Source organism: Psychrobacter sp. Cmf 22.2 (assembly GCF_001921745.1).
GTDB lineage: Bacteria > Pseudomonadota > Gammaproteobacteria > Pseudomonadales > Moraxellaceae > Psychrobacter.
The window spans coordinates 469815-494499 of the sequence record NZ_MRYA01000001.1; the positions used below are offsets into that span (position 1 = coordinate 469815).

Annotated in this window: 20 protein-coding genes and 1 tRNA gene; 11 read left to right on the forward strand and 10 right to left on the reverse strand. The window is 40.8% G+C overall.

All coding sequences use genetic code 11. The annotated features are described in order from the left end of the window. Positions 1-90 precede the first annotated feature (90 nt). The 3 genes from BTV98_RS02025 (at position 91) to BTV98_RS02035 (ending at position 2342) form a co-directional block, all read left to right on the forward strand. The gene (locus tag BTV98_RS02025) at positions 91-399 is read left to right on the forward strand and encodes a septum formation initiator family protein (RefSeq protein WP_058369202.1); all 309 of its coding nucleotides are present in this window, start codon (positions 91-93) and stop codon (positions 397-399) included. Between the two features lie 123 nt (positions 400-522). Then, on the forward strand, positions 523-1290 hold the full coding sequence (locus BTV98_RS02030; protein ID WP_058369201.1) for a 2-C-methyl-D-erythritol 4-phosphate cytidylyltransferase: 768 nt from the start codon (positions 523-525) through the stop codon (positions 1288-1290). Positions 1291-1721: 431 nt separating this feature from the next. Next, positions 1722-2342 (forward strand): BLUF domain-containing protein, encoded by a 621-nt coding sequence (locus BTV98_RS02035; protein ID WP_256713818.1) that lies wholly within the window; start codon positions 1722-1724, stop codon positions 2340-2342. A gap of 187 nt (positions 2343-2529) precedes the next feature. Here BTV98_RS02035 and BTV98_RS02040 read toward each other — a convergent pair. The 3 genes from BTV98_RS02040 to pyrC all read right to left on the reverse strand — a co-directional run bounded on the left by BTV98_RS02040 (position 2530) and on the right by pyrC (position 5185). Continuing rightward, a tRNA-Glu gene (locus tag BTV98_RS02040) sits at positions 2530-2605 on the reverse strand. Positions 2606-3168: 563 nt separating this feature from the next. After that, entirely contained in the window at positions 3169-3828 is a 660-nt protein-coding gene (gene rnt / locus BTV98_RS02045; RefSeq protein ID WP_227511765.1) for a ribonuclease T, read from the reverse strand. A 277-nt stretch (positions 3829-4105) separates the two neighbouring features. Continuing rightward, entirely contained in the window at positions 4106-5185 is a 1080-nt protein-coding gene (gene pyrC / locus BTV98_RS02050) for a dihydroorotase (RefSeq protein ID WP_058369199.1), read from the reverse strand. A gap of 476 nt (positions 5186-5661) precedes the next feature. Here pyrC and BTV98_RS02055 point away from each other — a divergent pair, with 476 nt between their 5' ends. Continuing rightward, positions 5662-6900, forward strand: coding sequence for an argininosuccinate synthase (locus BTV98_RS02055; protein WP_075102804.1), 1239 nt, complete (start codon positions 5662-5664; stop codon positions 6898-6900). 121 nt (positions 6901-7021) lie between these two features. On the opposite strand, the gene BTV98_RS02060 is transcribed toward BTV98_RS02055, so the two are convergent. Next, positions 7022-8281 carry a hypothetical protein gene (locus BTV98_RS02060; RefSeq protein WP_058369197.1) on the reverse strand — a complete coding sequence of 420 codons (1260 nt, stop codon included), beginning with the start codon at positions 8279-8281 and terminating at the stop codon, positions 7022-7024. A 137-nt stretch (positions 8282-8418) separates the two neighbouring features. Here BTV98_RS02060 and BTV98_RS02065 point away from each other — a divergent pair, with 137 nt between their 5' ends. Further along, positions 8419-8934 carry a L,D-transpeptidase gene (locus BTV98_RS02065; RefSeq protein ID WP_058369196.1) on the forward strand — a complete coding sequence of 172 codons (516 nt, stop codon included), beginning with the start codon at positions 8419-8421 and terminating at the stop codon, positions 8932-8934. A gap of 134 nt (positions 8935-9068) precedes the next feature. Here the strand turns inward: BTV98_RS02065 and BTV98_RS02070 are convergent, their stop codons facing one another. Then, a complete protein-coding gene (locus BTV98_RS02070) occupies positions 9069-10667 on the reverse strand; it encodes a CYTH and CHAD domain-containing protein (RefSeq protein WP_058369195.1) in 1599 nt (532 codons plus the stop codon). 129 nt (positions 10668-10796) lie between these two features. Then, complete coding sequence (locus tag BTV98_RS02075; RefSeq protein WP_058369194.1) at positions 10797-12383, reverse strand: isocitrate lyase; 1587 nt, start codon at positions 12381-12383, stop codon at positions 10797-10799. Between the two features lie 786 nt (positions 12384-13169). Between BTV98_RS02075 and BTV98_RS02080 the strand changes: the two genes are divergently transcribed. After that, on the forward strand, positions 13170-14159 hold the full coding sequence (locus BTV98_RS02080; RefSeq protein WP_058369193.1) for a LysR family transcriptional regulator: 990 nt from the start codon (positions 13170-13172) through the stop codon (positions 14157-14159). Between the two features lie 367 nt (positions 14160-14526). Beyond that, positions 14527-15906, forward strand: coding sequence for an NAD-dependent succinate-semialdehyde dehydrogenase (locus BTV98_RS02085; protein WP_075102805.1), 1380 nt, complete (start codon positions 14527-14529; stop codon positions 15904-15906). 152 nt (positions 15907-16058) lie between these two features. Here BTV98_RS02085 and purN read toward each other — a convergent pair whose 3' ends face one another. Both purN and purM read right to left on the reverse strand, forming a co-directional pair. Then, positions 16059-16751, reverse strand: coding sequence for a phosphoribosylglycinamide formyltransferase (purN, locus tag BTV98_RS02090; protein ID WP_058369192.1), 693 nt, complete (start codon positions 16749-16751; stop codon positions 16059-16061). Continuing rightward, on the reverse strand, positions 16751-17812 hold the full coding sequence (gene purM, locus BTV98_RS02095; protein WP_058369191.1) for a phosphoribosylformylglycinamidine cyclo-ligase: 1062 nt from the start codon (positions 17810-17812) through the stop codon (positions 16751-16753). The genes purN and purM overlap by 1 nt, the downstream gene beginning before the upstream one ends. Positions 17813-18173: 361 nt before the next feature. Between purM and BTV98_RS02100 the strand changes: the two genes are divergently transcribed. From BTV98_RS02100 to BTV98_RS02110, 3 genes are all read left to right on the forward strand, one after another. Then, a complete protein-coding gene (locus BTV98_RS02100) occupies positions 18174-19280 on the forward strand; it encodes an AI-2E family transporter (protein ID WP_058369190.1) in 1107 nt (368 codons plus the stop codon). Positions 19281-19600: 320 nt separating this feature from the next. Beyond that, positions 19601-20404 (forward strand): DnaA regulatory inactivator Hda, encoded by an 804-nt coding sequence (gene hda, locus BTV98_RS02105; protein WP_058369189.1) that lies wholly within the window; start codon positions 19601-19603, stop codon positions 20402-20404. A 99-nt stretch (positions 20405-20503) separates the two neighbouring features. Further along, positions 20504-21211: a DUF2057 family protein gene (locus BTV98_RS02110; protein ID WP_058369188.1), complete on the forward strand. Its 708-nt coding sequence runs from the start codon at positions 20504-20506 to the stop codon at positions 21209-21211. A 102-nt stretch (positions 21212-21313) separates the two neighbouring features. Here the strand turns inward: BTV98_RS02110 and BTV98_RS02115 are convergent, their stop codons facing one another. Together BTV98_RS02115 and BTV98_RS02120 are read right to left on the reverse strand one after the other, a co-directional pair. Further along, positions 21314-21799: a Dps family protein gene (locus BTV98_RS02115; RefSeq protein ID WP_075102806.1), complete on the reverse strand. Its 486-nt coding sequence runs from the start codon at positions 21797-21799 to the stop codon at positions 21314-21316. Between the two features lie 230 nt (positions 21800-22029). Continuing rightward, entirely contained in the window at positions 22030-22692 is a 663-nt protein-coding gene (locus tag BTV98_RS02120) for a YcxB family protein (protein WP_058367735.1), read from the reverse strand. A gap of 530 nt (positions 22693-23222) precedes the next feature. Between BTV98_RS02120 and serS the strand changes: the two genes are divergently transcribed. Then, entirely contained in the window at positions 23223-24509 is a 1287-nt protein-coding gene (serS, locus tag BTV98_RS02125; protein WP_058367736.1) for a serine--tRNA ligase, read from the forward strand. Positions 24510-24685 lie beyond the last annotated feature (176 nt).

The window sequence follows — 24685 nt, forward strand, 5'->3', positions numbered from 1 at the left end:
CACTAGACGATATATGGAGATTTATATATTGTCTAGTAAGCTTAGCTAGTTTTTATTTGATATCTTTATATTATTTGGCGTTATCGTTTTATGAAATACTTTAGCCAATTTATATTACTCGCTTTAGCTGTTGCAGTACTATTAGGGCTGCAATATCAGTATTGGTTGGGTGAAAATGGTCGATTTGAGCATAATAAACTGCTTACTCAAATCGAAGATCAGCAGCGCCTAAATGACAACCAAGTGGCGGCCAATAACCTATTACGTACTGATGTACACGACCTAAAAAACGGTCTTGAAGCAGTAGAAGAGCACGCTCGTTTAGACTTAGGGTTGATCAAGCCAAACGAGACTTTTGTACAAGTATCAACCGCACCCACCACCCATAGTCGTCAGTAGCTTTGTTGAGATTTCATCAAACCCTCCCTATACGACGACGATTCTATTTAACTTTATATTAACTCTTAAAGTTTGTCTTTTTTGAGCAAGGTTCTGATGGGCTATAACCATGAGTAGCATGTTATGAATACCAAACCTAGTGTACACGCGATGATTGTCGCTGCAGGTCGCGGTAGTCGTTTCGGTGCATCTATTGCTAAGCAATATATAAAATTGCAAGGGCAGACGCTACTACAAAACAGCGTAGCAAGACTTGCTAGTAGTGCGTATATTGATGAGTGCCTATTGGTGATAGCGGCAAATGACAATACGGCGCAGACGCTTGATTTTAAGCTTCCTATACATTATACCATCGGTGGTACGGAACGTTGGCAATCGGTACTAGCAGGTGTCAAGGCAATTAGTAACGCAGGTGCTACAGATTCAGATTTGGTTTTGATTCATGATGCCGCGCGTCCTGCTGTTCCAAGTCTTGATATCGATAAAGTGATCGAAGCGGCAATGCTGGAGCCGTATGGCGCTATTCTGGCTACTCCTGTCGCCGATACTCTAAAAGAGTCCTATCTGCAATCCAACGCTACATCTGAACTTGCAGATATACCTTCTATAAGTGATGCTATGACTAGCAGTAGCGCGCATCCTTATACTACACGTACGATTGATCGTAGTAATATGTGGCAAGCGCAAACGCCGCAAGTATTTCGCTTGGGTCAATTGCAGCAAGTATTGGCTTATGTGTCTGAACATCAGCTTATGATTACAGATGAGGCCAGTGCTTTTGAGCACCTAAAACTTCCTATTCGACTGGTTAATGGCAGTCGTCAAAACATCAAACTGACCTATCCTGACGATGCTATATTATTAACAGCCATCCTAACCGCTCAAAATTAAGATTTCCCTCTTTCTATATCTCTACTTCCATCAATGATATTAGTTATAAATAGTAATCTTGATACGCTATCTATCATTCTTATTGATCTCAATAATTATAAGTGTCTATTAGTGTAGTATTAACGTAGCGCAGTAACAAAATTTTTATTTCCTGTTTTCTTGGTCATAGACTGCGTTAGCCCTTGATATATCTACATTTCCGAATATAAGAGAAAGTATAGAACATTGTCTGGTTACAATTTTCTAGATCTAGGTTACATATTAAGTTGCTTAGTTGACCAAACTGCCTTATCATGTAACTAAGTTAATACAATTAATAATAAAACCTATAATATCAATAATATGACGAGATACGAAATTTTATTTTTAGGCTTGTTTCTTTATTTTGAAAATTATGGGCGTTCTTTCGCTTGACTTTAAGGGGCATTTACTTGTCAGACATTACTACTATAAACAAATCAGAAGAATTAGATCTTTATCAGTTTGTATATGTTAGCCGAATTACTTCCACTGGATTATCAGGCGCTAGTACATTAAATGACATCGCTGAATGTTCTATAAAAAACAATAAGGACGATAACATTACTGGCGTACTTTGTTATGGCAATGGTTATTTTTTTCAGTGCGTAGAAGGGTCAGAGCAAGTATTAACCAATTTAAAAAACCGTCTTTTATTAGATGATAGACACAAAGATATACAGACTTTAGAGTTTTCGGAGATTAGCGAGCGTGGATTTACTAGATGGTCGTTACGCTCCATCATCCTTGAACGATGGATGATTAGTGATCCTAAAGCGAAGGCTCTTATGCCTTTTAAACCCTATAACTGGGCCCCTAATGAATGGAAGCAATTCTTGAAAATATTAAAAGGTTATTATAAAGAGCAAGAAGAAACAGGCGACGTCGATGCTCAACCAATTAAGTACAATGCACTAGGTCTGACGTTAGGTAGAGTAGTGGGACAGCACCAAGCCTTTTTCTTAATTCAAACGGTACTAGGTGCACTTATTATATTGGCATTGTTATGGTTTATGCTCTCTGATAAATTCTAATAGTAAATAAATTCACAGTGCTTTATAAAAAGCCAGCGTCCTGCTGGCTTTTTCTATTTTGCGTATATAACAACTAGAGCAGCGAGGCCACTAGAGTACATCAACAGGCACAAAAAAAGCCCATAAAATCCAATAGATTTTATGGGCTTAAAAAACGCTAAATTAACTGCTATAGCGATTTAATATATGGCGTCCCCAGGGGGATTCGAACCCCCGTTACCGCCGTGAAAGGGCGGTGTCCTAGGCCTCTAGACGATGGGGACTAGGTACTACACCTTCAGCTGCTTTCACCGTTTATGCTGAAGTGGTGCACATTCTAATGGCGTCTACGCTTTGTGTCAAGCCTTTTTCTTCGTCTTTTTAAAATTAAATACCTTTTTTTGATAGCGCGGCGGGGATGCAAGTCTTTACTCTTTAAATGATGGCGAATCCATAGAGAAGTGCAAGCACTGATAGTCACGGCCAGTAACATATAGCCAAGAATGGTAGCCCATAATTTAAATTGTGGATCCATTGTAAAGTCCCTCCGTCTTACCTATATAGCGCATTATGTACGTGATATAGGATATGAGCAACTCAGATCATCTACAGAAAATTACTGTGTTGATATAGCTAGAAACCATAGAAGAGAAGTGAGCTATCAATTGCATTTATGCAGTAGAGTACATGAACTTTAATAGACAGCTATCTTTTTTATTATTTACTATGGTTTCAACAGTCATCTTCTTATTGATTATAAAATCAAGATGGTAAAGTTATTTAAATACTAAAACCAACTTAATGACCAATAAATGTAATAATAACCATCCGCTACTGTCGCTACTGTTTATTCGTCGTCGTTGTCATTCAACTCTACCTCTGTTTGCTCAGTATGTAAAGCATTAGGCAACATAGGGTAATGGTTTAGAATATGACAAAATAACTCAGCAGTCTTTTGGGTATCATAGAGCGCTGAGTGAGCATGATTGCCGTCAAACTCAAGTCCTGCGGCTTTACAAGCACGTGCAAGTACTGTCTGACCAAAAGCTAAAGCTGATAAAGTAACCGTGTCAAATACTGAGAACTGATGAAACGGATTGTGATTTTTGCTATTGGTACGCATGACTGCAGCATTCAAGAATGCCAAGTCAAAATGAGCATTGTGACCGACTAGCACGCATTGACGGCAATCTTCGGCGCGGCGCACTTCTTTTAAACTTTTGAATATACGGCGTAAGGCGGTTTTTTCATCTTCTGCAATCGCTTTACGCATAGGATTGTTGGGATCAATACCAGTAAATGCCAATGATCTCGGCTCTAAATTGGCACCTTCAAAAGGCTCAATATGAGCGTTAAGCGCTTCTCCTGGATAAAATACGCCATCCTGGTTTAATAAGATTGGAATACAAGCAATCTCAAGCAATGCATCAGTTTGTGCATTAAAACCTGCTGTCTCTACATCTACAATGACGGGTATAAACTTACGAAAGCGCTCTTTCATAGTCATTGGAGCCGAATCTTGCTCAGTCTCCTCATAGGTTTGGTTAGCATCAGAATCGGTAGGCAAATCTATGCCTTTATTATTAGATTTAGGACTGCTAGTTTGAATGTGTAATGAATCATCATTAGACAAGGGAGCGTCGTTTTGAATGGTCATATTAAGTTAAGTCACTTTTATCGATGATATAAATGCACTGATATGCTGTGAGTATCCAATACTACTAATGTAGTAGCAATGAAACACTCACAGCATCTCGGTCGCATTAAGGGTGTTTAAGCACGGTTTAAGCTTTGATAGACCATGGTAGTATCTCACCAGCCATGAGTGGGGTAAGCGTTTGTCCATCAAAATAAGGGTAACCTGCCGGCACTTGCATAGGATTATTTGTCAGAGTAACAGTGTTTTCGTTGACTGGCAGTCCATAAAATTGAGCGCCAAAACGACTGGCAAAGCCTTCTAATTTGTCAATTTTGCCAATACTATCAAATGCAGTAGCGTATAAAGGCAAGGCTATTGACGAGCTATAACAGCCTGCGCAGCCACAAGCAGCTTCTTTTTTGTCTGTGGCGTGTGGCGCTGAGTCTGTGCCCAAAAAGAACTTTGGACTGCCACTAGTAGCCACATTGAGCAGTACTTCTTGATGTTGTTTGCGTTTTAGGATAGGCAAACAGTAGAAGTGTGGCTTGATACCGCCAAGTAGCAAATGGTTACGGTTGAACATTAGATGCTGCGGGGTAATCGTAGCTGCCACCTGATTGCCTTGTGCCAAGACAAAGTCAGCCGCGTCACTAGTGGTAATATGCTCCATCACAATCCTAAGAGTAGGAAATTTGGCAATAATCTGTCCAAGCACCTCATCCAAAAATCGCTTTTCGCGATCAAAGATGTCGACATGATCGTGTGTCACTTCACCATGCAATAGCAGCGGCAGATTGTACTTTTCCATGGCTTCAAACACATTAACGCAAGCATTGATGTCAGTTACACCATCAGCAGAGTTGGTTGTGGCTCCTGCTGGATAAAGCTTAACCGCTTGTACGAAACCAGACTGTGCAGCCAGCTCAATATCTTTTGCAGTGGTTTGATTGGTTAGATATAAAGTCATTCGCGGATCAAAGGCAGCTTTGCGCTCAGCGTCTAAATCACTGGCTTGCAGGTGTTGTAAAATGCGCTCACGATAAGCACGAGCATCATCTACGTTTTTGACTGGTGGTACCAAGTTTGGCATGCAAATAACGCGATTAAAACTTGCTGCTGCATGTTTGACAGTGGTCGCTAGTGCTTTATCATCACGTAAATGAATATGCCAATCATCAGGCTGAAGGATGGTTAACTCTTTAATGGAATCAGTAGTTTGAGTCATAGTGTTCTATGTCTTGAGGTAGTGAAAAAAGAGGGTAGTAAACTATACTAAGCTATAAACGCTGCAACGAGGCCATTTTGATTTGGGCGAAGGTTTTTGATCTAGTATCTTAATTGTAAAAAATTACGACCAAATGGCTTGTTCTACATAACGCTGCTTATTCGTCACTGTGTTTATTTATAGCGAGGTATAAACCTTAACCATCATAGCAGATTTGACCGCTGGACTAAATATATGCCCAAATATAACTACCTAATCTGCTATTAATAAGAGGGAAATTTTTCATACGCGCCAGCTTTTTCTATACGCATTAACGTTACTAGTATATATGGTAGATATATTCGATAAATCATCATCTACAAAGCCGTTATCCTTTTGCCAATTGTGAATATGATGTACACTGAGTAGGCAATTTAATCTTCGATTCATTATCAGTATTTTTTCTGATAACTAAATTCTTATATTAGGAGTTGTTCATGGCTCAGCTTGATCCAAAAAATATCAATAAAATCGTATTAGCATATTCAGGTGGCCTTGATACCTCAATTATCGCTAAATGGCTGCAAGAAACTTATGATGCTGAAGTGATTACTTTTACTGCTGACATCGGTCAAGGTGAGGAAGTTGAACCAGCACGTGCCAAAGCTGAAGCGATGGGTATCAAAAACATTTATATCGAAGACTTGCGTGAAGAGTTTGCTCGTGACTATGTGTTCCCCATGTTTCGTGCCAACGCTATCTATGAAGGTGAGTACCTGCTAGGTACCTCTATTGCGCGACCATTGATTGCCAAGCGTTTGGTTGAAATTGCCAAAGAACACAATGCTGATGCGATCAGTCATGGTGCGACTGGTAAAGGTAATGACCAAGTACGTTTTGAGCTTGGTGCAGTTGCTTTGTCTCCAGATGTGGTAACCATTGCACCGTGGCGCGAGTGGGATTTATCTAGCCGTGAGAGCTTGATGAAGTACGCCGAAGAGCATGACATCGCAATCGACTATGCCAACCAAAAGACAAAGTCACCATACTCGATGGATGCCAACCTTTTGCACATCTCTTATGAAGGCGGTGTGTTAGAAGAGCCGTATACAGAAGCAGAAGATGATATGTGGCGCTGGTCAGTGAGCCCAGAAGAAGCGCCTGACGCGCCGCAGTATTTAGAACTAGAGTATGAAAAAGGTGATATCGTTGCTATCGATGGTGAGGCCCTTAAGCCTTACGAAGTCATGATTAAGCTAAACGAGATTGGTGGTAAGCATGGCATTGGACGTTTGGATATTGTAGAAAACCGCTACGTTGGCATGAAATCACGTGGTTGTTACGAGACGCCAGCTGGCACGATCATGCTAAAAGCGCATCGCGGTATTGAGTCGTTGACGCTAGATCGTGAAGCTGCACATCTAAAAGATGAGCTAATGCCACGCTATGCAAAAATCATCTACAACGGCTATTGGTTCAGTCCTGAGCGTATGATGCTACAAGCGTTGATTAACAAATCACAAGAGTATGTCAATGGTACGGTACGTGTAAAGCTATATAAAGGTGCGGTGAGTGTCGTTGGTCGTAAGTCTGATGATTCATTATTTGATGAGAAAATCGCAACTTTTGAGGATGATGCTGGTGCCTACGATCAAAAAGATGCAGAAGGCTTTATCCGTCTAAATGGGTTGCGTTTGGCTATCGAAGCTAGCCGTGGACGCGACTTATCAAAATAAGCTAAAGAAACTATCAAAGAAACCATCTTTGATAGTCAGTTAATGCTTTAAACGATAAAAAACAGAGACCTATACCCGTAGAGTCTCTGTTTTTTGTGGTTTTTTTGATGACTGTCTTTGTCTATTCAGTTTTTACGGTGTCTGAGCTGGCAGAATCTTCATTATCTACTTTGACAATGGCGATATCTTGTTGCTGACGTTCTTTAACAAGGTCTTGAGCCACTACTTCTTCTGTTGCAGAGACGACACCAGTGGACTTTTGCGTCTGATATTTTAAGGTGGCAAGGGCACTAAGGCCTCCAATTACAAAAATAATAACTAGGATAACAGGGTTTTTCCAAATGGGAGTCGGTGCGTCATACTCAATCGGTTTTTCGCTGATGGTTGCCGGAGTATTGTCGCTATTACCGTTGATAAGCCCAAGGCTGACCAGTGGAGGTTTTGGTGGATTTGCAGGTTCAGAGGTAATACGTAGGCGATTACGCTGTAAGTAAATCTCTGAAATTTTGGCCAACTGTAGTAGCCAGCGCTGGTGTGGCAATGTGATAGCAGGCATCTCTGCAAACATGAGTAAATCATTATGTCCGCCTTGTTGGATGTTTTCAGATGAACGGCCAATGGCCTTTAAGTAATTACCAGTTGCAAGCTGCATATCTTGTATAGGTTCATTATTGTCAGGTTTAAATGCAGTCAGCTCATACCAAAAGGGATCGAAGGCTGGTGGCGTACTGGATAACTGCTCATTATTTAAGCGTTTTGGCTCTATATTTTCTGGTACTGCCTCTTTAGTTTCTATATCGGGTACTATGCTTGTAGTAGGTTCTACGTTTGTAGAGATAGTGTCTGAAGGTGTCGTCTTAGTGGCAAACCGATCCGTTGACAAAAACTGAGGTTGTAAAGCAAACCACTTGTCTATCTCATCATTATCAAGCTGACTGTAGTCCGCTAATATAGCAAGTTCGCGCAAAACGATAACGCACAAACAGCTGAGTAAGGCTTGTACCTGCACAGTAGTAGCGTCGATTTGATTGGCAATATATTCGCTAGCTTTAACTATATCAGCGCTGTCTTTAAATACGGTATCAGCAGCATCATGACGATAATATAAGGTTGCCTCGATAGTAGCAAAGTTCATAGAGTTATATTGACGTAGCTCTTTTACGGCACTACGATTAAATAGTTTTTTGCTGACAGATTGTCCTTGATAATGCTGCTGGTAAGCGAGTAAAGCACATACAATCGCTTGTAAACCAGAACCAACGGCAAGGCGCGTCTGCGGTAATGATAGCTGAGCCACATCAGCTAATAATGATATCATGGGCTGGGTATCTTGATATAAAAAGTCATACATCGACACGCGTGTCGGTGAAATAGTCGTCATAATCTGCTAGCATCAAAAAGTGTGCCTCTATATTACGGTGCCAAATGCCTTGATACAATCCCTTAATAATAGAAATTTTTAATCATTTTTAATCATAACGCCATGAGTCGTTTGATGAATCACAATCGGATGCTTTTATGAACAACCACGTTAGTCTCGAAAAACAGCTGATTATCAACGTTGCACAGCAGACTTTAACTCTATATCAGCAGGACAAAGTCGTTGTCCAATATTTAGTGTCAACGGCAAAAAACGGCATTGGCAGCCAGCAAGATAGTGGTTGTACACCGCTTGGTAGACATGTCATTGCAAAAAAAATAGGTAACGATGCGGCTATAAATGCTGTGTTTGTCGGACGTGTGCTTACAGGAGAAGTATATGATGCCAAGTTTGGTCAGCTGCACCCTAAGCGCGACTGGATATTGAGCCGTATCTTATGGTTGAGCGGTCTAGAAGAAGGTGTGAACAAGGGCAGTAATAGTCAAGGCGGCTGCGATACTTATCAGCGTTATATTTATATTCATGGTACGCCAGATACGGAGCCGATGGGCGTGCCGCTGTCACATGGTTGCGTGCGTATGCGTAATGAGGACATTGTTGAGCTATTTGCACAAGTTGAAGAGAGTGATACTGTCACTATTATCGCGAGTTAATGAGTAAGTGTGTAGACAAAACGTGTAAACAACAAATAATGTTGTATTTATTAATTCAAATCTCAAAAAGACAGCACTTATCAATAGTACTGTCTTTTTTATTCTATACTTCTGTTATATCGTTGTAAGCATGTTCACCAAAAGGTGGGACTGTCTTGAACTTTAGCCAAGCGTTTTCTGGCGTGTTTAAGGTCTTTTTTTAGCGTGGCAGCAAACCAGCCTGTACCATATAACGCATTGATATCAGTCGCTGATCGTCGCTCATAATACTGTTGGTACTGTGTATGAGTGCGATATTGTGCCAATGCCTGTTGTGCTTTGACCAAACGTTTCAACCAAATTTTGGCTTTCTTTTTAGCTTTTTTCTTACTTAATAAGAGTGAGGCAAATTCACTGGTATAACGTAATTCTACCAACTGACAATATAAGTCGTCTTGGATCTGATTATGATTTCTGCTTTTTAGATTAACGCTTTTTGAGCTTTCACTATAAGGCTCATTGTCATTGGCTGCATTTTTATCCTGTAACCTTCGCTCAGTTTCAATAAATTTTGTATACTGCTTCGATAGAATCTTCGCTGATTTGTCGACAGCAGGCTTGTCTGCTCTTGGTTCGAGGCTTGGATTACTCATGGTAAAAGCAATCAGCTCTAGTAAGGTGAGCTGAAAGTCATTGGCGCTTACAACGTCAATTGGTTGAATCTTGAGGGTTTCAATATCTGCTGTCCAATCAACGCTAGGTGCACCGTGACTTTGTAGTTTGGGCTCAATGTGAGTGGTGAGATAGGCAAGCTTTTGATAGTCAGCAAGTAAGGTCGCGGTTTGTTTTAATATTGGAAGCCAGTCAGGGTTAATCTCATCAGAGAAGCTGTCAAAGGCTTGTAAGGCGGCTTGCAAGCGAGTGAGTCCGATAGTCAGCTGCAAGATATGTTCATTGTCATCGCTACCAGCTACGATAGCACTACTATTAGGCAGTATATGTAATAGACAGTTATGTACAGCGGTACGTATAAAGGCTGGTCCATCGCTATTTTTATCAATGGTTAGCTGGCTAAGATCAGCGCTAACTGCTGGACTATAACTTTGTCCTTTTATGAGTAGACCTCCGCGCTCAGCTTTGGTTACGGTAGATAAGCAGAGCTTATAACGTTTGCACCAGGTTTTGGCTGTCGTAAATAAAAAATCTACGTCTCCTGCTACCAGCTCAAACTCAATCTCTTGAATAGAGTTTCGCTGAGTATCATCATTACCATGGATAACCTCGCCACGATCATATGCTATCTCAATCTTACTGCTGTCTTCATCGCTATTGTCTTCTATTAGCAAGCGTGTGGTGCGCTCTACATCGGTCAAATATAGCCGTGTGAGTTTTTTCGCCAGTTTTTTGAGCTTAAAGTCAGCAAGAGCAGGGGCAATTGAGGTGTCTTTGTAAATTGTCAAATCAGGCATTAGCGTGTCGTTATCTAGCATTGCCTTTACTTGTTCATTATCTAATATAGTATTGTGTTCTAGGCGTGCAGCGATTCCATCACCACCAGCTTTGATGGTCTGAACCCAAGTGTCGCCTTCTTGACGAATACGTAGGCCAATACCAGCCTGTGCAAGCTTTTGATCAGACGTATCGTAATAATGGGCGGCTAGCTGTATGGTCTGTGAGGACTTAACCTGCGCTTGACGCATTAAACCCTTAAGCCGCGACTCTGGAACTAGAAATTTCAGCTCTATTTCTTGCATAATGGCTCCTAATCATTTGACTAATAGTTATTAGTCTATCATTCTATGATGGTTTTAACTGCAACAAAAAAGCCGCCCTACATCATATAGGGCGGCTTTTTTTAATATATACTTATGAGCTTTTGGGCATTAGAACTGGTTCATAGTGTTCTTTTCGCCGCCAGCTTTTAGGGCGTTGTCACCTGAGAAGATTTCTTTGTGGTCATCGCCTAAGTCAGAGCCTGCCATTGCTTGGTGCTTGACACAAGAGATACCTTCGCGAATTTCTTTACGTTGTACGCCAGCAGCATATGCAAGCATACCTTCTTCACCAAAGTAACCCTTGGCAAGCTCGTGCACACTTAGAGCCGTGGTGTGATAAGTCGGTAGGGTGATCAAGTGATGGAAGACACCTGCTTCACGTGATGCATCACGTTGGAAGTTCTGAGCGGCAACGTCAGCTGCTGCATCAAGTTCAGTACCATCATAGTCGCTGCTCATCAAGTCGTCTTTATTGTATTTAGAGACGTCTTTGCCTTCTTCTTCCCACTGAGCGATCACTTGTTTACGGAAGTTTAGCGTCCAGTTGAACGATGGGCTGTTGTTATAAACAAGCTTAGCTTTAGGCTGCTGCTCTTTGATACGATCAACCATCATTTTAATGTGCTCAACGTCTGGCGTTGGTGTTTCAATCCAAAGCAAATCCGCACCGTTTTCAAGCGCAGTCACACAGTCAAGTACGACACGGTCGATATTGGTATCTTCGCGGAAGCTGTACAAGCCGTTTGGCATACGGACTGGACGTACCAATTTGCCGTCATGCTTAAGTAGGCTATCGTTTTCGTTAGCGTCTTCAATGCTCACTTCTTCCATTTCTAGGAAGTCAATATATTTAGAAGCAAGATCGCCTGGCTCATTTGATACTGGAATTTTTTGTGTGAGTGACGCACCTTCAGAGTCAGTACGAGCCACGATGACACCGTCTTCTACACCAAGCTCTAAGAATGCATAACGAATCGCGTTGATTTTAGCGATATAATCTTCGTGCGGTACGGTTACTTTACCTGCTTGGTGACCACACTGCTTAGCGTCAGATACTTGGTTTTCAACTTGGATAGCACAAGCACCGGCTTCGATCATCTGCTTGGTTAACAGATAAGTGGCTTCTTCGTTACCAAAGCCTGCATCGATATCAGCGATGATTGGTACAACATGTGAATCAAAGTTTTCGATTTTTTCTAGAATAGCTTTGGTGTCTTGGCCTGCTTCTTCAGCAGCATTTAGCTCACGGAAGTAATCATTTAGTACTTTGGCATCTGCTTGACGTAAAAAAGTATAGATTTCTTCGATTAGCTTTGGCACAGAGGTTTTTTCGTGCATAGATTGGTCAGGTAGAGGACCAAACTCAGAGCGAAGGGCGGCTACCATCCAACCTGATAGATAGATATAAGTTTTAGACGTTGTACCAAAGTATTTTTTCTTAGCGTACATGGTTTGCTGAGCAATAAAACCATGCCAAGCACCTAGAGACTGTGTGTACTGAGAAGTGTCATTGTCATAATCTTCCATGTCTTGACGCATGATTTTTGCTGTGTATTTTGCAATATCTAAACCAGTCTTAAAGCGGTTCTGTAACATCATACGTGCAGCATCAGTTTCGCTGATATTCTGCCAGTTACCGTGCTTTTGCTTTAATTCACGTACTAAATCGATCGCTGATTTATAATTAGTTGACATCTACAGTCTCCTTGTTGGGGTATTAAAAGTTTAACGAACAAAAAATCAAATGGTAAAATGATAATAACGATATTTGCGTGGAAGTTACACGAACTACGATTACATTAACGGCATTCAAATCTAATGGTTGCTAGTACTACTAAGAATACGTTGAAGTTTTATCCATAAACAACGAATAACAATCTGCTATAAACCTTACCTCTATTACCCTAAACAAACCTAACAACAAATACAAGCGCTTTGCTCAACTGTATTTGAAAAATCAGTCGTTAGTCAGATATTTATACAATTCACAATGCTCTTATCTTTATGTACTAAAGCAAATAGGCGAATCATGACCTATTAGTAAGATAAGAGATGTTACAATAACCGAAGGCGTAACAGGTGACAGATGAGCAGAGTATTATGTGCTATCACTACTAAATCGTTATACTGTAACTGAGTTAAATAGGCAGAGGCATTAACCAGTTATATAAGGATAATCACGATTTGTGTGAAAGTTATCGTCTACGTTGCAAATCACTCATGTAACTCACTATAGCGGGGATACCTAGATTTACCTAATTTATGATTGTTATCTTTGGTATTTTATTTATATATAGAATAATAAAAACAATGGTTTGTATTGTACAAATCACGCTATAATAATCAAAGTTTAATGATTTTTAGATAAGAATTTTAATACTCATATTGAGATTTTTTAGGTAAGCATTAGCAAGCATAATAATCACACACGAAATGGCTAATTATTAAGTAGCATTTATTCTAAGTAAAAGAGAAAAACGTATGAATCTGCAGCGGGTTGATTTGAATTTATTGGTGCATTTAGATGTATTATTAAGAGAAAAAAACGTCACACGTGCTGCTGAGCAGTTGGGCATTACGCAGCCTGCAATGAGTAATATTTTGCGACGATTGCGTAAATTGTTTAATGATCCATTGTTAGTACGTTCATCTGAAGGCATGACCCCGACAGAGAGAGCTTTAGAGCTACAACCACGTATTCGTGAAATACTTGCCGATTTGACTCAAGTGCTCGAACCACGTACAGAGTTTCGTCCGTATAGCACATCACGCGTCTTTCGTATCATGACCTCAGACTATGCTGAGGCAACGTTGGTACCAAAGCTGGTCAAAGCCTTACGCTCTGAAGCACCCAATGTCATTTTGGACTTTTTAACACCATCAGATGTGTCTTATCGTGATATGGAACAGGGCCGAGTCGATTTGGCTATTAACCGTTTTAATGAAATACCACAAAGCTTTCACCAAGTGTTGGTTTGGCGTGACACTTTTAGCTGTTTGCTAGCATCAGAAAGCCCTTATGCCAATCGTTTTAATCTCAAAAACTATCTAAAAGCGCAACATGTATGGGTGTCTAAAACTGGTATGGGCGTGGGATTCGGAGTCAATCCAGAAAAATCTGGTGGACTGGGCTCTATTGACCAAGCGTTGCAGCGGTTGGGACAAAAAAGACAGATTAGTGTCTTTACACGCCATTATCAGATGCCAGCGATGCTTGCGGCAAATAAAGATTTGATTGCTACATTGCCAACGCGAGTTGCACGCATGCAGGCCAATAACGACAGCATCATGATGAAAGAGCCACCATTTTTTATTCCCGAGTTTGAGCTAACCATGGCGTGGTCACCGTTATTACAGCATCATCCAGCACATCGTTGGTTAAGACAACTGATTATGCATGTTGCACGGCAAGTGGTTGCTGATGAAGAAAACCAAGAGCAAGAGGTACCTACCATTAATCATCTGTTCTAAAGAACTGATGAATAAAGTATCTTTTATTCACATACTTATTAAAAAGAAATAATATAGAACCAGCCTTTGGGCTGGTTTTTTGTTTGTTTAAGCTTAGTATTAGTTAAGTATATCTTAATAAGACAGTCATACTCTTAACATATCGAACACATTTCTTTATATCTTGTAAAACTGTAAGCCAAAAGTTTTGTTATGATAATTTTAACTTAAAGCAGTTAAACATTAAGCAAAAAGGTATTCAGAACGAATCTTTTCAAAAAAATAACTAATTAGGCCTAGATGATAAAGCTAAGAAAAGTGTGTTTTATAATTAGTGTTATCTAAGCTACTTAACAATCAACTAGACAAATAGATAAGGTCAATAATCATGGCAGATATTACTACTATAAACCCGGCAACAGGCGAAGACATTAAAGAATATAGCTATATGAGCAACGATGAGGTCAACAAGATTGTTGAAGCCTCACATCAAGCTTTTCTTGAATGGCGCAAAACCAGTCATGAAGAACGCGCAAAGGTCATCAACTCTATCGGTGAGACCTTAATGAAATATAAAGAAGAGCTGTCAAAGCTTATGACTGAAGAGCGCGGTAAGCTATATAACCAAAGCTTGAGTGAAGTCGATCTATGTAAAGCGATTTGTGATTACACGGCAGAGAAAGGCGTTACTGCGCTTGCAGATGATGAGCGAGATGTCGAAGGCATGAAAAAAGGTATCGTTACTTATCAGCCAATCGGTGTTATCTATGGTATGCAGCCTTGGAACTTCCCAGCTTACCAAGTATTTCGTTATACCATTGCCAATTTGATGGCTGGTAATAGTATCTTACTTAAGCATGCAGCGAATGTAACAGGTTCTGGCTTATTGATCGAAAAAATATTCCATGAATCTGATTTACCAAATGATTTGTTCCGTACAATTCTAATCGATCATGATCAGTCAGAAGTATTAATCGGACATGATAAGGTGCGCGGCGTTACGCTTACTGGTAGTGATGGTGCAGGGAGCATCGTTGGTCAGCAAGCGGCAAAAGCAATCAAAAAAGCGGTACTAGAACTGGGTTCGAACGACGCCTTTATCGTTTTAGAAGATGCTGACTTAGAGCTTGCAGTACAAACTTGTACACAAGCACGTCTCATTAATAATGGTGAAACCTGTGTCGCTGCAAAGCGTTTTATCGTCGTCGATAGCTTATATGATGAGTTCCGTGATCGCATCGTAAAAGAATTTGCAAGCAAAAAAGCTGGCGATCCAATGGATGATAGCTCTGATCTTGGTCCATTAGCGCGTAAAGATTTGCAAGAAAAGTTGCATGAGCAAGTAGAAGAAAGCGTAAACAAGGGCGCTACAATTTCTGTTGGTGGCACGTTACCAGAAGGCAAAGGTAGTTTCTATCCTGCGACTATTTTAGAAAACGTCAAAAAGGGTCAACCAGCTTACGATGATGAGTTATTTGGACCAGTAGCATCGCTAATTCGAGCTAAAGATCAAGACGATGCGCTGCGTATCGCTAACGATAGCCGTTATGGTTTGGGCGGTGCAATCTTCTCTAAAGATGAAGACAAAGCTATCCGCTTAGCTAATGAAGAGTTTGATACAGGTATGGTATATATTAATGGCTATGGTCTTGCCAATCCAGCACTACCATTTGGCGGCGTAAAAAATTCAGGTCATGGCCGTGAACATGGTGGCTTTGGTATTAAAGAGTTTGTTAACATCAAAGGTGTACATGTCCATAAAGGTTAATAATACATAAAAGTATCGAGAGCTAAAATACTCTAAATACTCTTTAAAAGTAAACAGTAAAAAGCCCAGTTATTCAAAGTATGAATGGCTGGGCTTTTTTATGATTGATAGTTTTAAATGGTTAATATCTTTTTTTGCTTCTTGCCATTGCTTTAACTGTTTAAATATAGCTTCAAAGGTAATGTCGGCATATAGGTGTGTTGCTGTGTTGATAATTGCTCGTTGTTCAACGATAAGACACCTTTAGATATTAGCAAGATCGTCCAAGGCAACAGTTGATGCTCAAGCTTTTGTACACGTGTCTGCAAGTTATCAGCAGTATCTTTATGATTGATTTCTAGCAGTGCTTGAGTCAGAACAGCACCTGCATCAAGCTCAGCTGTGACCACATGAATACTACATCCATGCTGACGCTCACCTGCCTGTATGACGCGTTGATGCGTATCAAGTCCTTTATAGGCCGGCAATAAAGCAGGATGTAGATTAATCATTGGAGCTGGCATATCGTCGATAAATTTGGCACTTAGTACCCGCATAAAACCAGCTAAAACGATCAGGTCAGGTTGCCATGTCGCTAACTGGGCACTGGCGTGAGTTTCAAAGGTCTTGATCCCCATGCGTTTGCCGCTTGTGACGTGTGACAACACCGCTACTGGAATAGAGGCGTCTTTTGCCCGTGTGATGGCATAAGCATCCTCGCGATTACTAATGACACCGACGATCTCAATCGGTAACGAGCCTTCTTGCGTCGCGTCTATTAAGACTTGTAAATTGCTACCACTGCCTGACACTAAAACAGCCACGCGTAATGGCTTATGACTGCCTTTTTCGTTACTGTCTGTCATTAACGGTACACCACTGCGTCCGCACTGTTGTTAGAGCCACGCTCGACCATTTCACCTAATTGCCATGCTGTTTCGCCAGCATCATTTAGAGTCTTAATAGCGATATCAGCTTTGTCTTTTGGTACCACGATGACAAAACCAACCCCGCAATTAAAGGTGCGATACATCTCGCTTTGCTCGATATTACCTTGGGTTTGTAGCCACGTAAATAGTTCTGAGAACTGCCAGCTATTTGTGTCAATGCTAGCGGCCAAATTATCTGGTAATACCCGTGGTAGATTGTCTGTTAAGCCGCCACCAGTAATGTGTGACATTGCATGTAAAGCCGAGCTACCAAGCGTGTCTTGCAAAGCTTTAATGGCTTTTACGTAGATACGAGTCGGTGCCATTAGGGCATCTTGGATAGGCTGGCCATCTAGCTGCTCATTGCTGCTAGTGACATCAACACCGCTTACCTCAATGACTTTACGTACAAGAGAGTAGCCATTTGAGTGCGCGCCACTTGAAGCAAGTGCGATTAACACATCGCCCTCGCTGACATTTTCACCAGTGATGACTTCGCTTTCTTCGACTACGCCGACACAAAAACCTGCTAAGTCATAATCATCATCTTGATACATGCCTGGCATCTCAGCCGTTTCGCCACCGATAAGTGCGCAATTGGCAAGCTTGCAACCATCACCGATGCCAGTGACCACAGTTGCCGCTACATCGACATCCAGCTTACCAGTCGCATAATAATCTAAAAAGAATAACGGCTCTGCACCGCATACTAATAAATCATTAACACACATGGCGACCAAATCAATACCAATAGTGTCATGACGGTTTAATTGTAATGCCAATTTAAGCTTGGTACCGACACCATCAGTACCAGAGACCAGTAACGGAGAAGTATACCCTGTCGGAATACGACATAACGCGCCGAAACCGCCTAGACCACCCACAACTTCAGGGCGAGTAGTGGCTTTTGCTACGGATTTGATTCGTTGAACCAACGCATCGCCTGCATCAATATCAACGCCGGCATCTTTGTAGCTTAAAGAAGGCTTGTCACTCATAGTCATCTCACAATTGGGGATAGATAATTGGAATCAATAATTGAAGTCGTTCATCAAAATGAATAGTTGCAGTCAGTATTACAGAATCTGAATGTAGTGCGCGCATTATACCCAAAAATAGACCATACTCGCAAAGCAACTTGCCAATATTTAGCCAAGATTCGCTATAAGTCGCAAATAAAAAGCTAAGACACAAAAAATGACTGCTTTTTTACTGTACTTTGCGATAATAAGACGCCTAAGTAACTATAAAATTAACGTACTAATGATGGCTGCTAAAGTAAAGTTATTTAATAAATGACATACTAAGATGTTAGTAACGTTATCATTTTAAATCAGATTAATTGTAGGATTGTCCTTAATGATAAACCAACCGATAGATCCATTTTTTCGGCGCTTATTTATCGTCGTTGCTATTGTCATAACCCTATTTTTGTTGTATTTAATGATACCGGTCATTATACCGTTCGTAATTGCTTTTATATTGGCGTATTTATTAAATCCATTGGTCAAACGTTTATCGAAGTATGTTAGACGCTGGATAGCAATCATCATTGTCTATGCCATATTGACGTTAAGTATGATACTGGTACTTTGGTGGATTGTGCCAACATTGTGGCATCAACTACAAGCTGCTTGGGAGTATCTACCTAAGATTTTGAGTTGGTATGATGAGGTTGTGCGCGAATGGTTTAGTGCCAATACTCGCTATCGCCTACCAGAGTTGGAGGCAAAAGGGTTGTCTGAGACATTGATGGACTATATGCAAACGCATTATAGGTTTTCGGACGCCAGTAGTTGGATGAGTCAAATAATCGCCTCAAGTATGAATTTTATTAATAGTGCTGGACTTATCGTGCTAGTCCCCATTTTAACCTTTTACTTTTTGTTTAATTGGGACAAACGTTTGCTTAGCTGGAAAGTCGCTATTCCTACTGCTTATTGCAAGACAGTCATCGAGATTGCTCAAGAGTGTGATCGGGCGTTGATGGCTTTTATCAAAGGTCAGTTACTGGTCATGGTACTATTAGGAATCATTTATGCTGTACAATTACAATTGATTGGGCTTGAGCTTGGTATAATCATTGGTATGGGCGCAGGCATCGCAAGCTTTGTCCCTTATTTAGGCTTTGGGCTTGGTTTTATTGCTGCTATTATCGCTTGTCTATTCCAGTTTGGTTTAAATTGGACTTATCTGTCTTTGATAGTGGGGGCATTTTTGGTAGGTCAAGCGGCAGAAGGTTATATTTTACAGCCCTTGTTGTTAGGGGATAAGATTGGCTTATCACCGCTTTGGGTAATATTTGCAGTATTGGCAGGGGCAAGTCTATTAGGGTTCGTCGGTATGTTGATTGCCTTGCCTGTATCCGCTGTACTCAATGTATTGTTTCATCATTTATATGATTATTACCGTTCTACTGATCTTTATAAAGGACGTAAGCAGTTAAACTTATTCGAAAAAAGATAAGTCATATAATATTGCAGCTTATAGCCTACATTGATAGCGCTGGTCAGATGGTAGCTCCTAGGTGAGTGGTTAATGTAGGTTAGTGAGTAAAAGAGTTGTCAGTCATTTTATAAATATGTTATATATAGGCGCAGTATTGACTATAGCAGTTGCTTGTTCATTACTCTTAAAAGAGATGTTCGCTAATAAGACGTTAGTCAAAAGAGTCATAGTCAATAGCAGCAAATTCATGTTACACAGTATTTAAGCCAGTTAAAAGAAAGTCGATTATCATGTTGTGTTTTCTTTTTTTTGTGCGATGCAAAACGAGTTGATGATTCATGGCAGAAGCACAGCTAAGTCTTAATTTGGACATTAAACACGATGCAAGTCTTAGTGACTTTGCAGGTCCAGGTTGGATGTCGATTATTGATGCAGTACGGCAACTACATGTCGGCCTGATAGGACAGCTGTACTTATTTGGTAGCCCTGCTACTGGCAAATCCCACCTACTATCGGCTATTTGTGAGTCGTTTATCGAGATGGACAAGACAGCAATTTGTTTGTCGCTTAATGAGTTGATTCACACTGATGTCCATGTGCTGTCATCTTTAGAAAACTTTGATCTTATCGCTATTGATGATTTGGAAGTACTAGAACATAGCAGTCAATGGCAAGAAGCACTATTTCATTTGATAAACCGTAGCCGAGAAGGGCAGCGTCAGTTGCTATTCGCTGCTAATAGGCCAGCCAGTGAGCTGCCATTTCAGCTAACTGACTTATTGACACGTTTAGCGCAAGCGCCTACTTTTAAAGTACCTAATGGTCATGAGTTAGCAGATCGTCAAGCACTACTTCAATCTATCTTGCGTAGGCGAGGTTGGCAGTTCGATCAGCGTATCATTGACCATTTGCTTACCGAAGGTCCGCATCGTATCGGGGCGATGATGGAAGTGCTAAATTATATTCAGCCAATGTTCTCTAATCTTGGACGTAGCAATATATCAAAAGCAGTCATAAGTGATGCGCTACGTACTATTGATGAGCAAACGCTTGCTGCCGAGCTTGCTGATATCGCTCAAGAAGCCCATGAAGATAGTGAAGCGGCAAATAATGACAATCATACAATACCTTTAGATTTTTAGATGTCAAAACTCACTAAAGAAAGCTTATTAAAGATAGATAGCTTAACGCTATAATTGCTAATTTTCTCACCAAACTTTTTATCGTGGATAGGATGTCTTATGAAAATCTCTGCCTCTTTGCTCAAAAAAATGACCATTAGTACACTATTCGTCAGCATAGGTTCGGTATCTATGCTCTCACATGCAGCAGTCACTCTAAACGTTGATGATCATATCAAAGTAACGGCTATCAACGGGCAGGAAGTCAAACAAAGTGCATTCCAACCCTTAACGAAGACGTTTACTCTGCAGCCAGGCCAGCATGCTATCACTGCTAAATACGATCGTTTATATAAATTACCTCGAGATCAGCATGACTATCTGCGTTCAGGCAACATCAGCATAACAGCAGAGTTGGCCGACAATCAGACATACCGTTTGGCCATGCCCAATCAGCCAGAAGACTATGAAGCAGCTAAAGAATATGCTGAACGTCCAACGCTAGCTATACTAAATAATGACACAGTGGTTGCAAGTCAACAAAGCCTTGGCGGTAATAAAGGTGGGTTACTTTCAGGTATAGGACAGGCTCTAGGCGGCGTATTCGGTGGTAGTAGCAATGCTGAGCTACAGAATCAGCGCGCTATCGCTGCAATAGAACAGCCAAGTACACCACAAGTAGCGACCACTCAGCCTAGAGTGAACACTGGTACGGTAAGCTCTACAACTACAACACAGTCTATAGATACCCTTGATAGCTTCATGCAGATCTGGCTTAATGCCACACCTGCTGAGCGCGAGAAAATGCGTCAGTGGATTCAAAAATAGAGCATGGTTTCTGTAAAATAACAGTTTTCGTAAGATAAGCGATAAAAAAAGCACCTAATGATAGGTGCTTTTTTTATGAGTTTTTATGTTTTAGTCATATTATTAACCTAAAAAAGCATTATACATCCAGATCAATTTCTCCTGCTGCTGTACATATTCATCTACTAAGTCAGCGGTACCTTGATCTTCAGCTTGTTCAGCTAGTGCTGATACGTCACGTTGCTCTTCAATAAGAGATTGCAAACCAGTCACCACGCCTTTCACGCAAGCATTACCGTCTTTAACATTCTTATCTTCAGGAATACTGGTGTGCTGAGCAAAGTCACTATAAGCATGCAATGGCGTACCACCTAATGTCAAAATACGTTCAGCGATCTCGTCGATTTCTACCTGTAAGCTAGTATATAGTTCTTCAAACTGAGGATGTAGGGTGAAGAAGTGCTCACCTTTTACGTTCCAGTGGTAACCGCGAACGTTAATATAAAACATATGATAGCTTGATAATAAGCTGTTGAGCTTGGTGATTACTTCGCTCATATCTGCTTTCTCTAGACCGATTTGATTAGTCGCATTATTGGTATTACTCATAATATTATCCTTATAGTGTGAGTGTAAATTATAAAATAAAAGTATAGCAAGTTATTCCATTTATACTTAAGCGCTTTACTGCAACAGAACTTTAAAAATACAGTAAACATATCCTAAAAAGCAAATAGAACAATCACAGCGCCATACCCTTTAATGATTATTATAATAGCAAAACTTGAATCATTAGTTAAGTTTGATAAATATAACGCTATGATTGATTCTATAAAACCTTACTTTGAGGGCGGTTGTAGGCTTTCAGGATTTAAGCCGCGTATTGGAACGACTTCTTGTAAATGCTGACGGACAGTATCAATAGGGAACTTCTGTGCTTGTAAACGTTTGGGTACGATTTGGCTACCTTGTTGCCCCTTCATTTCAAACATCATAAAGATATAGTCATCAGTCTCATCCCAGCTTTTGACCGCAGTCCATGGAATCACCGCTTGTTGAGTGGCACCCGCTCGCATTTGCATGCCACGCATCTTATTGCTGCTCATCAAATCAGGTTGATTGCTCGGCATTGCCATGACTAGACCATGTTTTTGTACGCCTAGTTTCATTTGACGCATCTCATCTGGCATCTCTTGTTCAGCTACTTGTTTATCAAACTGTTTTTTGACATACCATTTAAAGCCTAAAGTACGAACCAATAGGTAAATGACGACCGAGACCAGCATGACCCAAAATATAATAGTGGAATAGCCTGTCACGAATATTAGCCCTGCAACCGCTAGTATTACGACCACCGCCATGATAATCCATTCTTTCATTTTGATGCTTTTTAGACCGAAAGAGGGGCTAGCACTGGCAAATAGCTCATACTGTGCTTGATGAAATTCAGTCTCAGTCAGGTTTAGGGGGACAGGTTGTAGCGTGTAGGGGTACAGGGCCATAAAGGTTTCTCAAATACTTATATTAAAAGTGTTGGGTTTAAATCGCCAAAACGAAACAGCTACGCGTATTTGGCTGGAAGTGGAATAAAGGTATGCGCTTATCTTACCGAAAAGTACTCTTAAATGGAACATATAAGGATATCTGTTCACTGATAGATACCATATAAATGGTATGAACGCTGGTATTTGCAGCTTACTTGGTTAAATAGTAATCTCAAAGTGTGAACAGGGTGTTTCAAAATTATGGTGTATTAGCTTACTACAGCAAGTATGCTAATGATAATACGTGATAATCCCTGACAGTTATAACTAGAACATAGCTAAAAAATGGTCGAAATACTGATTAGACAGAGTTGCAATATGGTCAAAGCTACTGGGTCTTGGTATTATAGCGGCTACAATATATTCTCATGAAAAACAGGCTGTCATAAACAAATAATACGGTTAGGCGAGGTATTAAAGCTAGACTAGCCCCTATACTACTTTTCCTTTAAAATTTTTATTCACTTTTAGCGTTACAGGCAACTATTATGATTGATCCAAAACTCTTACGCGGCGACCTAAGCGATCTACAGCAACAACTCGCCACTCGTGGTTATACGCTTGATATGGCCTTTTGGCAAAGTATCGAAGCTGAGCGTAAATCGCTACAAGTTAAGACCGAAGAGTTGCAATCGCGCCGTAATGCCGGTGCAAAACAAGTGGGCGCGCTAAAAAAATCAGGCGAAGATGCCAGCGAGCTATTGGCTCAAATGCAAAGTGTCAGTAGTGAGATTAAAGTAGCTGAAGACGAGCTGCGCACTCTACAAGAGCGCATCAACCAAGCTGCTTTGCAAATCCCGAATATCCCAGCAGCAGATGTGCCAGTGGGTGCGTCAGAAGATGATAACGTTGAAGTACGCACTTGGGGGACGCCGCGAGATTTTGATTTTGAGATTCAAGACCATACTCATATCGGTGAGACGCTTGATATGCTCGATTTTGAAGCAGCAACAAAGCTCACTGGTAGTCGCTTTAATGTGTTGAAAGGCCAGCTTGCACAGCTGCATCGTGCTTTAATTCAGTTTATGCTGAATACCCATACTATTAAGTACGGCTACACTGAGACTTATGTGCCTTATATCGTCAATTCTGAAAGCTTAAAAGGCACAGGTCAGTTGCCAAAGTTTGAAGATGATTTGTTTAAACTGACCAATCATACTAATAACGATGAGATGGATTTTTACCTCATTCCAACGGCGGAAGTGCCGATGACCAACTTGGTACGCGGCGAGCGCTTAGATATCAAAGAGCTACCGTTAAAGTTTACCGCGCATACGCCATGTTTCCGCAGTGAAGCTGGCTCGCATGGCCGTGATACCCGTGGTCTTATCCGTCAGCATCAGTTTGAAAAAGTTGAGATGGTCAATATTGCCTCAGCTGAGCAGTCAGATGAGCTATTAGAAGCGATGACAGGACAGGCCGAAGATATCTTGCAACAGCTCAATCTACCATATCGTACCGTTAAGCTGTGTACTGGCGATATGGGCTTTGCCGCGCAAAAGACTTATGACATCGAAGTATGGTTACCAAGCCAAGAGACCTATCGTGAAATCTCTAGCTGCTCTAACTGCGGTGATTTCCAAGCACGCCGTATGGGCACACGGGTCAAAGACGGCAAGCAAACCAGTCTTGCGCATACGTTAAATGGCTCAGGTTTGGCCGTCGGCCGTACCTTACTGGCAGTGATGGAAAACTATCAGAACGCTGATGGTAGTATCACTATTCCAGAAGTATTGCGTCCGTTTATGGGCGGTGCTGAGACTATATCAGCTTAACAAATGTTTTACTGTAGTAATGGCAAGTTAGCATGATAACTTGTCATTTATTACTTTTAACCAATTATTAATGGTTGTTTGACAAAACCGATATAAGTCATAAGTTAAATACAAACGATTTTATAATGTCGTTTTTGGCTTGCTTCATAGCAAATATGTTAATATTGCAGCTTAAA

Coding starts and splice junctions, on each gene's coding strand:
- BTV98_RS02025 (WP_058369202.1), top strand. CDS start 91: ATGAAATACTTTAGCCAATTTATATTACTCGCTTTAGCTGTTGCAGTA.
- BTV98_RS02030 (WP_058369201.1), top strand. CDS start 523: ATGAATACCAAACCTAGTGTACACGCGATGATTGTCGCTGCAGGTCGC.
- rnt (WP_227511765.1), bottom strand. CDS start 3,828: ATGACTATGAAAGAGCGCTTTCGTAAGTTTATACCCGTCATTGTAGAT.
- pyrC (WP_058369199.1), bottom strand. CDS start 5,185: ATGACTCAAACTACTGATTCCATTAAAGAGTTAACCATCCTTCAGCCT.
- BTV98_RS02055 (WP_075102804.1), top strand. CDS start 5,662: ATGGCTCAGCTTGATCCAAAAAATATCAATAAAATCGTATTAGCATAT.
- BTV98_RS02060 (WP_058369197.1), bottom strand. CDS start 8,281: ATGACGACTATTTCACCGACACGCGTGTCGATGTATGACTTTTTATAT.
- BTV98_RS02065 (WP_058369196.1), top strand. CDS start 8,419: ATGAACAACCACGTTAGTCTCGAAAAACAGCTGATTATCAACGTTGCA.
- BTV98_RS02070 (WP_058369195.1), bottom strand. CDS start 10,667: ATGCAAGAAATAGAGCTGAAATTTCTAGTTCCAGAGTCGCGGCTTAAG.
- BTV98_RS02075 (WP_058369194.1), bottom strand. CDS start 12,383: ATGTCAACTAATTATAAATCAGCGATCGATTTAGTACGTGAATTAAAG.
- BTV98_RS02080 (WP_058369193.1), top strand. CDS start 13,170: ATGAATCTGCAGCGGGTTGATTTGAATTTATTGGTGCATTTAGATGTA.
- BTV98_RS02085 (WP_075102805.1), top strand. CDS start 14,527: ATGGCAGATATTACTACTATAAACCCGGCAACAGGCGAAGACATTAAA.
- purN (WP_058369192.1), bottom strand. CDS start 16,751: ATGACAGACAGTAACGAAAAAGGCAGTCATAAGCCATTACGCGTGGCT.
- purM (WP_058369191.1), bottom strand. CDS start 17,812: ATGAGTGACAAGCCTTCTTTAAGCTACAAAGATGCCGGCGTTGATATT.
- BTV98_RS02100 (WP_058369190.1), top strand. CDS start 18,174: ATGATAAACCAACCGATAGATCCATTTTTTCGGCGCTTATTTATCGTC.
- hda (WP_058369189.1), top strand. CDS start 19,601: ATGGCAGAAGCACAGCTAAGTCTTAATTTGGACATTAAACACGATGCA.
- BTV98_RS02110 (WP_058369188.1), top strand. CDS start 20,504: ATGAAAATCTCTGCCTCTTTGCTCAAAAAAATGACCATTAGTACACTA.
- BTV98_RS02115 (WP_075102806.1), bottom strand. CDS start 21,799: ATGAGTAATACCAATAATGCGACTAATCAAATCGGTCTAGAGAAAGCA.
- BTV98_RS02120 (WP_058367735.1), bottom strand. CDS start 22,692: ATGGCCCTGTACCCCTACACGCTACAACCTGTCCCCCTAAACCTGACT.
- serS (WP_058367736.1), top strand. CDS start 23,223: ATGATTGATCCAAAACTCTTACGCGGCGACCTAAGCGATCTACAGCAA.